This is a genomic window from Megamonas hypermegale (assembly GCF_900187035.1).
Classification (GTDB): domain Bacteria; phylum Bacillota; class Negativicutes; order Selenomonadales; family Selenomonadaceae; genus Megamonas; species Megamonas hypermegale.
Window position 1 is genome coordinate 2,196,129 of record NZ_LT906446.1, and the last position, 13,546, is coordinate 2,209,674.

At 33.9% G+C, this 13,546-nt stretch carries 15 protein-coding genes; 6 read left to right on the plus strand and 9 right to left on the minus strand.

What is annotated here, in order from left to right; all coding sequences use genetic code 11:
• The first annotated feature begins 105 nt into the window (after nucleotides 1-105).
• From CKV65_RS10580 to CKV65_RS10590, 3 genes are read left to right on the plus strand one after another with little or no spacing between them, the layout of a single operon-like run.
• Complete coding sequence (locus CKV65_RS10580) at nucleotides 106-753, plus strand: TatD family nuclease-associated radical SAM protein (protein WP_027889473.1); 648 nt, start codon at nucleotides 106-108, stop codon at nucleotides 751-753.
• Between the two features lie 30 nt (nucleotides 754-783).
• The gene (gene alr, locus CKV65_RS10585; protein ID WP_027889474.1) at nucleotides 784-1,980 is read left to right on the plus strand and encodes an alanine racemase; all 1,197 of its coding nucleotides are present in this window, start codon (nucleotides 784-786) and stop codon (nucleotides 1,978-1,980) included.
• 34 nt (nucleotides 1,981-2,014) lie between these two features.
• The gene (locus CKV65_RS10590; RefSeq protein ID WP_036254392.1) at nucleotides 2,015-3,304 is read left to right on the plus strand and encodes an ArsB/NhaD family transporter; all 1,290 of its coding nucleotides are present in this window, start codon (nucleotides 2,015-2,017) and stop codon (nucleotides 3,302-3,304) included.
• Nucleotides 3,305-3,371: 67 nt separating this feature from the next.
• Here the strand turns inward: CKV65_RS10590 and CKV65_RS10595 are convergent, their stop codons facing one another.
• The 3 genes from CKV65_RS10595 to CKV65_RS10605 form a co-directional block, all read right to left on the minus strand.
• A complete protein-coding gene (locus tag CKV65_RS10595; RefSeq protein ID WP_027889476.1) occupies nucleotides 3,372-4,202 on the minus strand; it encodes a hypothetical protein in 831 nt (276 codons plus the stop codon).
• Nucleotides 4,203-4,358: 156 nt separating this feature from the next.
• A complete protein-coding gene (locus CKV65_RS10600; protein ID WP_027889477.1) occupies nucleotides 4,359-4,781 on the minus strand; it encodes a universal stress protein in 423 nt (140 codons plus the stop codon).
• An 18-nt stretch (nucleotides 4,782-4,799) separates the two neighbouring features.
• On the minus strand, nucleotides 4,800-5,237 hold the full coding sequence (locus CKV65_RS10605) for a universal stress protein (protein ID WP_027889478.1): 438 nt from the start codon (nucleotides 5,235-5,237) through the stop codon (nucleotides 4,800-4,802).
• A 171-nt stretch (nucleotides 5,238-5,408) separates the two neighbouring features.
• Between CKV65_RS10605 and CKV65_RS10610 the strand changes: the two genes are divergently transcribed.
• Nucleotides 5,409-5,978 carry a hydrolase gene (locus CKV65_RS10610; RefSeq protein ID WP_027889479.1) on the plus strand — a complete coding sequence of 190 codons (570 nt, stop codon included), beginning with the start codon at nucleotides 5,409-5,411 and terminating at the stop codon, nucleotides 5,976-5,978.
• 5 nt (nucleotides 5,979-5,983) lie between these two features.
• Here CKV65_RS10610 and tadA read toward each other — a convergent pair whose 3' ends face one another.
• Complete coding sequence (gene tadA, locus CKV65_RS10615) at nucleotides 5,984-6,454, minus strand: tRNA adenosine(34) deaminase TadA (protein WP_036254366.1); 471 nt, start codon at nucleotides 6,452-6,454, stop codon at nucleotides 5,984-5,986.
• Nucleotides 6,455-6,697: 243 nt separating this feature from the next.
• Between tadA and CKV65_RS10620 the strand changes: the two genes are divergently transcribed.
• Nucleotides 6,698-8,119, plus strand: a complete 1,422-nt coding sequence (locus tag CKV65_RS10620; protein ID WP_027889481.1) for a sodium:solute symporter family protein — start codon at nucleotides 6,698-6,700, stop codon at nucleotides 8,117-8,119.
• A gap of 52 nt (nucleotides 8,120-8,171) precedes the next feature.
• On the opposite strand, the gene CKV65_RS10625 is transcribed toward CKV65_RS10620, so the two are convergent.
• The 5 genes from CKV65_RS10625 to perR form a co-directional block, all read right to left on the minus strand.
• Nucleotides 8,172-9,074 carry a cysteine hydrolase family protein gene (locus tag CKV65_RS10625; protein WP_027889482.1) on the minus strand — a complete coding sequence of 301 codons (903 nt, stop codon included), beginning with the start codon at nucleotides 9,072-9,074 and terminating at the stop codon, nucleotides 8,172-8,174.
• A 189-nt stretch (nucleotides 9,075-9,263) separates the two neighbouring features.
• Nucleotides 9,264-9,743 carry a 23S rRNA (pseudouridine(1915)-N(3))-methyltransferase RlmH gene (rlmH, locus tag CKV65_RS10630; RefSeq protein WP_027889483.1) on the minus strand — a complete coding sequence of 160 codons (480 nt, stop codon included), beginning with the start codon at nucleotides 9,741-9,743 and terminating at the stop codon, nucleotides 9,264-9,266.
• A 5-nt stretch (nucleotides 9,744-9,748) separates the two neighbouring features.
• A complete protein-coding gene (locus tag CKV65_RS10635) occupies nucleotides 9,749-10,852 on the minus strand; it encodes a S1C family serine protease (protein WP_027889484.1) in 1,104 nt (367 codons plus the stop codon).
• A 17-nt stretch (nucleotides 10,853-10,869) separates the two neighbouring features.
• A complete protein-coding gene (locus tag CKV65_RS10640) occupies nucleotides 10,870-11,628 on the minus strand; it encodes an MBL fold metallo-hydrolase (protein ID WP_027889485.1) in 759 nt (252 codons plus the stop codon).
• A 137-nt stretch (nucleotides 11,629-11,765) separates the two neighbouring features.
• Nucleotides 11,766-12,200 (minus strand): transcriptional regulator PerR, encoded by a 435-nt coding sequence (perR, locus tag CKV65_RS10645; protein WP_027889486.1) that lies wholly within the window; start codon nucleotides 12,198-12,200, stop codon nucleotides 11,766-11,768.
• A gap of 171 nt (nucleotides 12,201-12,371) precedes the next feature.
• Here perR and CKV65_RS10650 point away from each other — a divergent pair, with 171 nt between their 5' ends.
• Complete coding sequence (locus CKV65_RS10650; RefSeq protein ID WP_231922680.1) at nucleotides 12,372-13,544, plus strand: metallophosphoesterase; 1,173 nt, start codon at nucleotides 12,372-12,374, stop codon at nucleotides 13,542-13,544.
• The last annotated feature ends 2 nt before the right edge of the window (nucleotides 13,545-13,546 follow it).

The following is a 13,546-nucleotide window of genomic DNA, read 5'->3' on the forward strand; positions in this document are numbered from 1 at the left end:
AAATTTTGTAAAGTAATGAGTAGCTTTGTATGTTGAATTTTCAAGATTAAACGACTATAATTGCTTTATAATTATATTGAGACTAAGAAAAGAGGATATATATCTATGATTTTATACACTTTGCAGGATAATGGATATATTGATTTCAGTGAAAAGATAAAAATGTATCCTACAGAAAAATTTAATATGTACGTAAATATAACTAATAGATGTAATTGTAACTGTACATTTTGTTTGCGCCATTTAAAAGAAGACCATAAATTATGGCTTAAAGATGGTGAACCTTCAGTAGAAGAAATAAAACAAGCCTTTTTAAATGCTCCAATGGATAATGTAAAAGAAATTGTAATCTGTGGCTTTGGTGAACCTACTATTCGTCTTGATGATTTAATAAAAGTATTGAAATTCATTCGTGAAAAATATCCACAAATGAAAGTTCGCATGAATACGAATGGACTTAGTGATTTGGAATTTGGTAAAAGTACAGCTCCGATGTTTGAAGGCTTGCTCAATACGATTTCCATTAGTTTAAATGAATCGACAGCACAAAAATATTTAGATGTTACACGTAGTCGTTTTGGTATAAAATCATATAATGCTATGTTGGAATTTGCTAGCCAATGTAAAAAATACATTCCAAATGTCGTTGTGACAATAGTGGATATTATTGGCGAAGCAGAAATTGCAGCATGTAAAAAAGTTTGCGAGCAATATGGTTTAAATTTGCGCATTCGTAAATATGAAAAAAATTAAGCCAAGAAAGGACAACGTGGAGGCTGATTTATGATGGAGCATGGAATGACAAAATTATTATGGACTGAAATTGATTTAGATGTAATAGCTCAAAATATGCGTATTATTCGCGATTTAAGTAAATCAAAGGAAGTTGCAGCAGTAGTGAAAGCTGATGCTTATGGTCATGGTTCAGTGGCACTAGCAAAAACTTTACTTGAAAATGGTGCAACTCGTTTTGCTGTAGCACGCCTTGATGAAGCAATTGAACTCAGACATCACGGTATAACAGCTCCTATTTTTATTTTAGGTTATACTGACCCAGCACGTGCTAGTGAAGCTATTGCTTATAATGTAGATGTTTGTATGTATGATTATGAAGAAGCTAAAATCTTTTCTGCTGAAGCAGTAAAACAAAATAGTAAAGTAGCTTTTCATATAGCTATTGATACAGGTATGGAAAGAATTGGTTATAGACCAAATAGTGATAGCGTGGCAGAAATCGTGAAAATTAGTAAGTTGCCAAATGTAGTTTTAGAAGGGATTTTTACACATTTTTGTTTAGCTGATACTACAGATAAAACATTCACACATAAACAATATCAAAGATTTAAATGGGTTTGTGATGAATTGGCTAAACAGAATGTAAAAATAAATGTACATCATTGTGCTAATAGTGCAGCCATAATTGATTTACCGCAGTATCATTATGATATGGTGCGAGCAGGTGTAATATTGTATGGTATGGCACCATCTGATGAAGTGGATATCAAACATATAGGATTAAAACCAGCGATGAGTTTTAAATGTGAAGTGACTTTGGTAAAAACTGTCAATGCAGGTGAAGGAATAGGATATGGTCATAAATATATTGCAGATAGTAAAAGAACTATTGCCACTATCCCTGTGGGTTATGCTGATGGATATACGCGTCTTTTATCTGGCAAGGCAGAAGTTTTAATTCATGGAAAGAGAGCAAAAGTTGTCGGCAATATCTGTATGGACCAATGTATGGTCGATGTCACTGATATACCAGATGTAAAGGTGGGTGATGAGGTAGTGATATTTGGCACACAGGGCAATGAATGTATTTTGGCTGATGAATTAGCTGATAAACTCGGTACAATTAATTATGAAATTACTTGTATGATATCGCGCCGTGTACCAAGATTTTATTTAAAAGACCATGAAAGGGTATTTTATAAATCCTATTTAAGTGATTTAGCACTTAGTATGTACAATCTATAACTTTATTGATTAGTTTTTGGAAAGAGAGGGATTTATCTTGGGGACAGCTGCTTACATAGCCATAGCTATTTTTGTAGTGGCGTATATGCTTATTATTTCAGAAAAAATACATCGTACAGTCGTTGGTTTAACAGGTGCGATGTTGTTGATTTTATTGGGAATTTTAAGCCAAGAACAAGCGATAAGTCATATTGATTTTAATACAATAGGGCTTTTAATTGGTATGATGATAATTGTTAATATCACAAGTGAAACAGGTTTATTTAATTATTTGGCGATTTGGTCAGCTAAAAAAGTAAAGGCAAATCCTGTAAAGTTACTGATTGTATTAGCTGCATTAACAGCAGTTTGCTCAGCTTTCTTAGATAATGTAACAACAGTTTTACTTACTGTTCCTGTAACATTTGGTATTACAGCAAAGCTCAAAGTTCCAGTTAAACCGTTTTTAATCGCACAGATAATGTCATCTAATATTGGAGGTACAGCGACTTTAATCGGTGACCCACCTAATATCATGATAGGTAGTGCTGTGCCAGAATTGGATTTCATGGCATTTTTAACAAATTTAGGTGATATCTGTATTGTAATCTTCGTTGTGACAGTAGCTATTTTAGTAGGTATATATCACAAACAGCTTAAAACTAAACCTGAACTTCAAAAAGAAGTAATGAATATGAATGAAAAGAAGGAATTAAAAGATACAACACTTTTGAAAAAATGCTTGTTTGTATTGGCAATTACTATTATCACATTCGTATTACATTCTCAACTCGGTTTAGAATCTGCAACAGTAGCTTTAAGTGGTGCAGCTTTATTGATGCTCATAAGTATCAGCACTCGTGAAACTGCAATTGTTAGCATTTTAAGCAGATTGGAATGGCTCGCTATTTTCTTCTTTGTAGGTTTGTTCATTCTCGTTGGCGGTCTTGTTGAAACAGGTGTAATCAAAGCTATGGCAGCAGAAGCAATGAAAATCACTGAAGGAAACGTAACTACTACTACTATGCTCATCTTATGGCTCAGTGCAATAGCTTCCGCATTCATTGATAACATTCCATTTGTAGCAACTTTAATTCCAATGATAAAAGAAATGGGCGCTATGGGTATAACAAATCTCGAACCACTTTGGTGGGCATTATCACTCGGTGCTTGCTTAGGTGGCAATGGTACATTGATTGGCGCTAGTGCGAACGTCGTTGTTGCTGGTATGGCTAGTGCAAATGGCGTTAAATTGACATTCGTGGATTATTTAAAAATAGCATTTCCACTAATGATATTATCTATAATCATTTCCAGTGCGTATATTTACGTTAGATATTTATAATTTTAAATATAGTAAAAGGCTAGATGAATTTTCATCTAGCCTTTTTTGTGTTCATTGAGCATATATATTATTCTGGAGAGGTTTGAGAAAGTTTATTATTCATTTCTGTTTTGAAGATGTTGAAAATTTCTTGTAAACGTTCAACAGAAATACCTGTTCCATCAGAGAATTGTTTTAATCTTTCATCATCCGTCATATTTCTGTATTGGTTCATGAGTTCGTCGCGTTGTGCTTTGTCCATTTGTTTGAATTTGTCATGACCGGATTGAATGAAATCGCCTATGCTATCGACTTCTTGTTGAGAAATTTTACCTTCTTGGATTAATTTATTAGTGAAATCTCTGAGTCTTTGGTCTAAATTATCTTTTGGTGGTTTAACTTTGTTTGGATGTTTAGGAGGCATCGGACGTAAGATTTCTTTTAATGTGGAAACAGGGATTGTTGTGCTTTCGGAAAGACTTGCAAAATTAGCGTGTAAAGATAAATCATCGCGATTTTCACGGCGATATTGTGCAGCTTCTGGTTTTTCTAATTTACGTATTTCATCGAGAGCTTTTTGCTGGTCTTTATAGAAAGAAATCATTTTTTTCTTTAATTTATTGGCTTGAGTTTCAGAAATTTTATTATTATCAACAGCTTCATCTATTTGAACAAATGTATTGGCTGCTTCGTGGCGAGTTTTTGTGTACATCCATGAATATTCTTGCTGGAATTGTTGATTGTAATCTTTAAATTTATCAATATTGATATGTGGTGGTGGTGCTACCATAGTCTGATTAGGTTTTGGCGGTGGTAGCTGATTATCATTAGGAGCGGCAAAAGCAGTACTGCCGAGAACTAATGTTGTACAACCAACGAGCAAAGCGGCTGAGATTTTTTTTCTTAACGACTGTTTCATATATATACACATCCTTTCAGTGATGGTGTTAATCTGTATTCTTGTTTTTAGCATATCATATAAAAAATAGATTAAAATTAAAAAACGATTAAAATTGCATTAAAAAAACTCCTTAAAATTAAAACAGCTAATTTTAAGGAGTCATTTAGTTTAAATTTATTTTACAACTAAAGCAGGGCATGGAGCATGTTCAACGACGTATTGACTTACTGAACCTAAGAGTACGCCTTTTACAAGACCAAGTCCACGACTACCAACGACTATGAGGTCAGCTTTAATTTCATCAGCAAAATCAGTGATGGTAACAGAAGGAGAACCTGTTTCAGAAGTAGTGATTACATTGATTTTATCAGGTATTTTACTAGCTGCTTTTTCTAATATTTCATTGCCAGCTTTGTTTACAGCTTCTAAGATAGCATCAGATAAGCAAGCATTGATAGCTAACTGATTGATATTTGCTACATAGAGAATGTGAATTTCACTACCGTAAATTTCAGCAATAGCAACTGCTTCATCAATAGCTCTTTCAGCAGTTTCAGAACCGTCTACTGGAACTAAAATACGTTTAATATCTGTCATAAGGAATCCCTCCAGAGTTTATTTTACAATTATTACAGGACAAGTTGATTTCTCAAGAATATAGCGACTAACGCTGCCTTTTAAAATGCTGTCAAAAAAACTTAAATTTCTACAGCCCATAATGATGATATCTGCAGAATATATTTGAGCAAATTCTAAAATTTTAAATTTAGGTTGTCCACTTAAATTATGAGTGCTTATTTGTAAATTTGCAGAAAGATAATGACGAGCGTTGTCAAGCACATTATGAGAATATTGGGCAACAGAACCGGTAAAAGGCGTAGCAAGCCAAGAATCTTCGTTTGCTTTATCATCAGTATTTTCATTAAAGTAAGTTACTAATAGTAAAGCAATTTCAGCATTATAAATTTGTGCTAAAGTATCAGCTAATTTTAAAGCTTTAGTAGATTCTTCTGTACCGTTTACAGGTACTAAGATACGCTTAATATCCGGCATATTTACCACCTAAATTCTTGAACTTTAAGTATATTATTCGCTAGTAGATTTTGAAATTCCTTTAAATTAGCCTTAAAAATTTTAGCTGTATTTAAAAGGAATTAAAAATTTTTTGTTAAATATATATCATTATACGTGTATAAAGTAGTGTATTTTATGAGGTGAAAATATATGTTTACGAAGAAACAAGCATATGAATTATTGAAAAAATATAATAAACAAGAATTTCATTTACAACATGCGCGCACGGTTTCGCTTGTCATGCGTTATTTTGCTTTTGATTTAGGATATGAAGATGAAGCCGATTTTTGGGAAATCGTAGGCTTGTTGCATGATATAGATTTTGAAATGTATCCAGAAGAACATTGTCAAAAAGCAGTAGAGATATTATCTGAAAACGGAGCAGATAGCGCATTAATTCATGCTGTATGCTGTCATGGATATGGTATTTGTAGTGATGTAAAGCCAGAACATATTATGGAAAAAGTGTTATTTGCTACAGATGAATTGACTGGTTTAATTGGAGCTGCTGCACTCATGCGCCCATCAAAATCAGTTCAAGATATGGAATTAAAGAGCCTTAAAAAGAAATTCAAAGATAAGAAATTTGCTGCTGGTTGTTCACGTGATATCATAAAACAGGGTGCGAAGATGCTTGATTGGGAGTTAGATGATTTATTAAAGCGCACACTTGATGCGATGAAAGCTGTAGAAACAAAAATAAATGACACTGATTTTTAAATATTTTATCTAGCTTGTTTAAAAAAGTTTTTTACGATTGAGCTGCATTCATCTTCTAGGACACCAGCACGTGTTTCAATTTGATGATTGAGATAAGGATTGTTTACGATGTTAAAAACTGATTCACAGCCACCAGCTCGCCAATCAGTTGCACCATAAACAAGGCGTTTAATACGGCTCATAAATAAAGCGCCAGCACACATGGGACATGGTTCAATGGTGACATAGAGTGTTAAATCAGAAAGCCGCCAATTTTTTAATTTTTGGCAGGCTTTTTTTATTGCTACAATTTCAGCATGAGCTGTAGCATCGAAAGTCGTTTCACGCAGATTATGACCGCGTGAAATTATATTGCCCTTATCGTCGCAAATTATAGCACCTATGGGAATTTCACCTATATCGAAAGCTTTTTGAGCTTCTTTTAAAGCTTCTCTCATGCCTTCTTGGTCATTATGAATTGTATTTTTATCTTGCATATATTAAATCCTTTTTTATTTTTGATTATAGCAAAAAGCGCTTACAATGCCAAAATAGCCAAGGAAATACTTTTAATGTGATATTTTCTTTGCTATAATAGATAAGCTATAGTCTTGGCGGAAACAATACTGACTGTAAAGCAGATGATTTCCGGAGGTAGATTTAAAGCCAGCTGATGGCAGTAAACTTTAGAAATTAAAAATGAAAGTTATTGACCAATAAGCTTAAGACTGGAGGATAAAATGAACTGGTATTTACTTGTAATTGCTCTTTATGCTGTATTATTGATTGCAGTAGGTGTGATTATATCGCGCCGTGTAAAAGGAGCAGATGACTTTTTTGTCGGTGGACGAAAGATGGCACCATTTTTACTGTTCATAACCTTAGTAGCACCGAATATCGGTGCAGGTTCAACCGTAGGTGTGGCAGGTATGGGCTTTACTTCGGGGATTTCAGCAGCATGGTGGATTATTGCCTCAGCTGTTGGTACTTTTATTTTAGCGTTTGTGATTGGGCCAAAGATTTGGGAAATAGCAAAAAACAATGGTTTTTATACTTTAGGCGATTATTTAGAATATCGCTATAATCGCTATTTTCGTGGTCTGATTTCTCTTATGATGGCAATTGGTACTTTAGCGATTTTTGCAGGTCAATTGATGGGGATTGGCTGGATTTTATCTGTTGTAGCTGATATAGATAAGATAACAAGCGTTTTAATCGCTGCAGTAGTAGTTGTTTTATATTTTTGTGCAGGCGGTTTCTTATCAGCAGTATATGCTAATTTAATAGAAGCTTGCGTTAAATTAATTGGTTTTATCGTAGCTGTACCACTTGTATTGGCTTTTGTAGGTGGTTTTGAAGGCTTACATACTAAAGTTGTAGCTAATATGGCTAATGCAACACAAAGCGCAGCTTATTTTAGTTTTGATGGACTTGGCACGACAGTAATCATGGGATTTTTCTTAATGCTCATGCCATCATTTTTCTTATCACCAGCACTTATTGGTAAAGTTTATAGTGCAAGAGATAAAAAGACAGTGCGCATCAGCACATTTTTCTGTGGCGTTGTGATGTTATTATTTTCCATAATTCCTGTAATACTCGGCATGGCAGCATATGCTATTGCACCAGATTTGCCACAGCGTGATTTGGCACTGCCATATGTAATGAAAGAATGTATGCCATTTTGGGCTTCAGCATTAGCACTTGCAGCCATTTTTTCAGCAGAAATCAGTGCGGCTGATGCCGTATTGTATATGATAACAACTTCCTTTACGAAGGATTTGTATAAATCATTTATAAATCCGACTATTTCTGATGAAAAATTAATCAAAGGCGGTAGAATAGTAACTGTTCTTGCAGGTATAATTGGTATCGGTTTAGCGATTGTTTTACCAAACGTAATATCAGCATTATCTATTTTCTATTCACTAATGTCAGTATCCATAACAGCTCCATTGTTGTTCGGTTTATTTACGAAGAGAAGTTCTGCTTTTTCCGCTATTTTTGCGGCAATAATCGGCGTTATCGTAACTGTAGGTTTAGAATTTTTCAACGGCAATAAAGGTATTTGGATTTTAAATGGACAATCGACAGCTATACTTTTAACTTTGATTATCATGGCTGTGATGATATTTATTAAACCTAGAAAGATAAAAGCGTAAATATAAATAAAAAAGAAAGCTGTTTAAGCCTTTTATGCTTAAACAGCTTTTTTTATAAGAAATTATCAGTGGATTTTACTAAATTGATTTTGTATTTGCTTACAAGTATTTTATAAGCCATTTGACTTTGTTGCTCAAAACCAGGAATATCGCTCATGCAGTCAGTTAAGACATATATTTTGCGTGTTATATCTAATTTATCATAATAATATTCGCATATTTGTTTGATACTTTCTAAGACGCAATGTGATTTTGCTTCACCTGCTATGACTATTTTATCAAATGTAGCAATTTTTTCTAAGAGTTCTATATTCGTATTGTCATGCGTGGAATATTCTGGGCGAATTATACCGTACATTTCTGAAAGCGGATGTTGCCCTTTGCAGATTTTTTGAATTGGAATGTTAGCAGCTACGGACATGAAGTGAATTAAATTGCTGAATTGATTTTCCAGTGCCCACCCTGTAGTGCCATTTATGCAGTGGTATGGCCAAATACATAATTGTTTGCCTACTTTTTCTAATTGACGTACATAATGTTTACTGAGTGCCGGGTCGATTATGGCATGCCATTTGCCATTTGTTAAATCCTCAGGTTTAATTACAGTATAGGGGGTAGGGTGATTGCCATCTTCGTCTACCCACCAATAAGGGTGGAAAATCTGTGCAGGTTCATGAGTATCTAAAGATACGATGATAGAAGATATTTTTTCTACATTATTATAAATAAATTGACCTAAACGAATTACATCTTGAGCAGCTCCAGGAACACCGAGAGCACCATTATCCATAAAATCTTGTTGAATGTCGATACCTAAAAATAATGTTTTAGGACTTGATGTATCAGGCTCTATTTGTTCTAAATTAGCCCAGCGCAATAAATGATTTAGTGGTAATGGATTTATTGTTTGACCTACAGAGTCAGTGTCAAAGATATGATGAAATGGAGTTTTCAAATAATCACCTCGTTTTATATTTTGCATATTATGCTAGTATATAGTCTAGCTTAGATAAGTAGTATGATGTTTTATATACGTTTGGTATTATCATTAAACCTCACTTAAATATTATACTGCTAAAAATTTTAATTATCATTATAGATATAAAATAGATATAAAAAAGCTCAGGAAATCCTGAGCTTTTATTTACCAGTGGTATTTTTCACCACGACTGATTTTAAAGGCGCGATAAATTTGTTCTATCAAGAGAAGGCGTATCATTTGATGAGTGAATGTCATACGTGAAAAAGAAATGCGCTCATCAGCACGGTCGCGAATTTCTTGAGATAAACCAAAAGCTCCTCCGATTAAAAATGTTATATGACTGTGACCATTTAAAGTGAGTGTATCGATTTTTTGGGAAAGTTCTTCTGATGATATGGATTTACCCACTACATCGAGAACGATTAAATAACTGCCTGCTGGTACTTTTTTCAAAAGACGTTCTCCTTCAGCTTTTAATACAGCAGCTTTTTCAGCAGGGGAAGGATTGTCTTTCATTTTTTCTTCATTTATTTCAAGAAATTCTATTTGCGTGAATGGCTTTAAGCGCTTAGTGAATTCAGCTATGCCATCACGCAAGTATTTTTCTTTGATTTTGCCAGCAGCTACAATAGATATTTTCATGAGGTTTAATTGCTATTAGATGGCATTTCAGTCAAAGTAGCTTCAACATCACTTACATTGCCATTTCGAGAAATTGTGATAGTGATAGTATCACCAATATTATGTTCAGAAATAGCATTGCGCAAATCAGCTACTGTATTTGTTTCTTTGCCATCAACTTTTAAGATTAAATCACGCTGCTGTATACCTGCTCTATCAGCTGGGCCACCGAGGGCAATTTGCATTACAATGACACCAGCATCGACATTTAAGCGATAACCTGCTTGAGCTGCTGTTTGTTTATCGAGTACACCTACGCCGAGATATGGATAAGATACATGACCGCTGTTGATTAATTCATCAACGATTGGTTTTACTGTATTTATTGGAATAGCAAATCCCATACCTTCAACGCCTGTTGCGGCAAGTTTTGCGCTGTTGATACCGATTACTTTACCATCAGCATTGACAAGGGCACCGCCAGAGTTACCAGGATTGATAGCGGCATCAGTCTGTAATAATTTTACGCGGTTATCACCGATATTGAGTGTTCTATTTAAAGCACTGATTACACCAGCCGTTACACTGCCTTGGAATTCAAGTCCCATAGGATTGCCGATAGCAATGGCAGGTTCACCGACCATTATATCATCAGAGTCGCCAAATTCTGCTGTTGGAAGATTTTCAGCATCTACTTTTATGACAGCAAGGTCTGTATATGGGTCAGCTCCGACTAAGGAGGCTTTTAAAGTACGACCGTCAGATAAGGCTACAGTTATATCTTTAGCACCATCAATTACATGGTTATTCGTTACGATATATCCATCGCTACGGAAAATTACACCAGAACCAGTACCATTGTCAACTTCTACTTGGCGATTGAACCAATCACGAGCGACTGCTTTATTTGTTATGCCGACGATAGCAGGGCCAACTTTTTTAGCTGCTTGTACAACTGGTGTATTACGAGCATCGGAAGGCGGTGTGCTTGGTGCTGGAGCTTCTGTTGTTGTAGAATTATTGGCATCTTGTTTTGAGGAGTTTGCATTATCGCTATTAAAAGAGCAAGCTGTTAAAAATGTAGTTGAAGCGATGAGCAAAACACCTAAAAGGTAGACTAGTTTTTTCATTAAAAAACCTCCTTTAATCAATTAAAATTTAAAGTTAATGTTTTATCAGGTGAAGCAACATGAAGATTTATTTGCTTTTGAGTAATAGCTTCTATAGTATTTAATGCAGTTTGCGGTGTATTATTTTGCTCGCTTAAATGAGCGAGTATTACCTCTTGTGGCTTATGATTTAAATTTTTTAAAGTAAAGCCTGCATCAGTATTAGATAAATGACCGCGTGTGCCTAAAATACGCTTTTTTAAATTCCATGGATATGAACCATTTTGTAATAAATTTATATCATGGTTTGCTTCTAAAATCAGAATATCGGAATTATCTAATGCTTTTTTTACTGTATCAGTGGCAAAGCCTAAATCTGTAGCTAATGTTATATTAGCGTTTTTAGTTTTGACTTTATAGCCAACTGGGTCAGCTGCATCATGAGAGATGGAAAAATTATTTATATTTAAATTGCCTACAGTAAATTCATTATTAGGTAAAATATGGCAGCATTCAGGCGGTATATCCTTGATAAATGATATGGATTTAAATGTATCAAGTTTTGAATATATCGGTATATGGTAATTTTTACTCAGTGTTTTTAAGCCGCGAATATGGTCGATATGTTCATGTGTGATTAATATACAAGAAATATCAGCTATATCTAAACTAAGTTCAGATAGTTTTTGTTTTATGCGACGTGCACTTATACCGACATCAATTAAAATAGCCGTATCATCAGCTTGGATTAAACTGCAATTACCTTTACTGCCACTAGCTAAGACGGATATCTGCATATAATGCCTCATTTCAATGGGATTTTCAATTCGTTATTTAAGTATATTACTATACTATGAAAAAAACAATATAAAAAGCCACAGAATAACTGTGACTTTAATTAAAGTTTGATTAAAATTTTTAGTTTAAAGATATTTTAGCTGACTTTTTCTTTTTTTGCTTTACATTCAGCGCAGACACCATAAAAATAGAATTGGTATTTTTCTATATTATAAGAACTTTGATTTTCAACATCAGTAACACAATTATCAAAATTCATCATAATATCATCAATGCGACCGCATTCAGTACAACATATATGGGCATGGGATGTCATATTTGCATCATAACGGAAAGCGTCTTCGCCAACATTTAAAATATTTATTAAACCGATTTCATTAAGAATATCAACTGTTTTGTAGATAGTTGCTAAGCTCATAGTAGGATAATAAGGTTGCAATTTATTAAAAATCATTTCAGCATTAGGATGAGATTTAGTATTACACAGCACATTGTAGATAGCTAAGCGCTGTGGGGTAACTTTGAAACCTTTTTTTCGCAAGAGCTCAGTCACTTTTTTATTGTCCAACATGGCTAGAAGGCTCCTTTCAATATATCAATAATCGTTATTAAAATAGAAAAGTTATCCAAAAACTATAATTTAATTCTAAAAGAAAAATAGAGAAATGTCAAGATTTTCCGCACAGTAACATAGGATAGCGTCTTTTATTTTGGAAAGCAAGTGTGATATAATTTAAAAATAATGTTTTTGAAAAAGGTAGGTGTGATTTTTATGTTTGCCGTGATGACAATAGGCTGTTTGTTATGTATAACGGCTTTAAGTTTTTTATTGTCAGGTGAAATTTTTTCGCACAGTATAAAAAAGAGTGCTCGTAAAAAAATGCTAGGTATTAACTTAGTAGTAACAGTGCTTTTTTTTGTTTTATATCCAGGTATTTTAACAAAAGATTTTGGGGGAGTTCTAACAAAAATAACCATATTATGGTTTATGTTACAGATTTTCTTGATAATCTTAGCTGTTATAATTAAAGTATTGCGATTGATATATGAAAAGACAAGCGGTACGCCTGTAGATGAAAGCCGTAGACGTTTTTTGCGTGGGTGTATTTGGGTACCAGCAATAGCTGGCAGTTTATATGGCGGTTTATATGAATATGGTCGCATAGAATTTACGAATGTAGATATTGATGCTGGAGAATATACAAGACTCAGTAAGTTGAAGATAGCTCAATTATCTGATGTGCATTTAGGACAGTTTTTTTCTGTTAGACATTTACAAGAAGTTTTAATACAAATTATTCAGCAAAAAGCGGATATGTTAGTTTTAACAGGGGATATTTTTGATAGCACAAAAGGTAGTGATAATGATGAGGCGATTAAGCTTTTAAATGCCTATGCCCAATTTTTCCCTTTTGGTGTGTATATGTGCTGGGGTAATCATGAACATCTTCGCGGTATAGACCATTTAAAAGAAGAGCTAAGCAAAACGAATATCAAAGTACTAAACAATGAATCTGTTAAAATTTTTAGTGGTGATAAACCATTATATATCTTAGGTGTAGACTTTTTAAATGGTGATATGACGCCGAATGTTGTGCAAGCGCGTGAAAAATATGTAGCAAAAGCAATGGAAAATGTACCAGAAAATGCTTATAAAATATTATTGGCACATCATTCTATTTTCTTAGATGAAGCTTTTAAAAATAAAATAAATTTAACACTTACAGGGCATACGCATGGCGGTCAGTTTGGTTTCATGGGAATACCACTTCTCCCAATGTTTAAATATATGTCTGGCAAATTTGAACAAGATGGCTGTATTGGTTATGTAAGTCGTGGTGCAGGTAGCTGGTTCCCATTTAGAATAGGTTGTCCGCCAGAAGTAACATTTTTTAATTTTAAAGTTAAAGGGTGATA